This is a genomic window from Xanthomonas arboricola pv. guizotiae (assembly GCF_002940205.1).
In the GTDB taxonomy this organism is placed as follows: domain Bacteria; phylum Pseudomonadota; class Gammaproteobacteria; order Xanthomonadales; family Xanthomonadaceae; genus Xanthomonas; species Xanthomonas arboricola_C.
Genome location: NZ_MDSK01000112.1, coordinates 1 through 761, shown reverse-complemented (window position 1 = coordinate 761; position 761 = coordinate 1). Strand labels below are relative to the sequence as shown.

Genomic DNA, 761 nt, shown 5'->3' with positions numbered 1-761 from the left:
TCACGCGCTTCGAGAAGTTGGACGTCATGTTCCTTGGATTCCTCAACTTCGTCCTGGTCGTTGATGGGCTTCGGATGTGTTAACAGGCCCTAGACAACGAAATGATCAGTGGGTGGAACAGTCATGAAACCACGAGCGGCTTCTCTACTTCTTATTGCTATTGGCTTAGGAAAGCTCTGAACAACTCCTCGATAGACTTCTGATCGACGCCTGAGGTTGGAGCCATCACGCGTAAGTGATTGATTTTCAGCAACGGAGATTGTCGTGATCAAGCGAAATCCCAAGTTCGCTCGCAACGCCAAGAGTTGTTCAGAGGTTCCTTAGGGGCCGGGACTGTGACTGCATCGAACTTGTCGAGTGTGTCGAGCGAGGTCGCGGGCCATCCAACTGACAAACGATCATTACCTGCGGTAGCGCAGCAGCTGATTGCTCTCGGCGAAGAAGATCAGCGTGATCGCACAAAGGCCATGACGCCTGGATTTGATGACGCGCGACTTGCAGAGGCAGACCGGCGCCGCGAGGCAGCCTGGCGAGAGATCACGTCCGGAAGGCTGCTGGGCCTGAGCGAAGTTGGCGAAGCCGCTGTCTCCGCGCAATTTCTATTGCTGCAACACTCTGGCGACCGCACCCTACAAGCGGATATGGCCCGCCAGATGCAAGAGCTTGTTGTAATGACCCAGTGGTTTCTGCACAGGTCATGCCGCTAAAGCATAAGCCTCGGCGGGTGTCTTCATTCCCAGCGCCTGGTGCGGGCGCCGGTG

At 55.7% G+C, this 761-nt stretch carries 1 protein-coding gene; it reads left to right on the top strand.

Annotated elements, in window-relative coordinates; translation table 11 throughout:
- The first annotated feature begins 350 nt into the window (after positions 1 to 350).
- Entirely contained in the window at positions 351 to 707 is a 357-nt protein-coding gene (locus XarbCFBP7408_RS22035; protein WP_146093837.1) for a hypothetical protein, read from the top strand.
- Positions 708 to 761 lie beyond the last annotated feature (54 nt).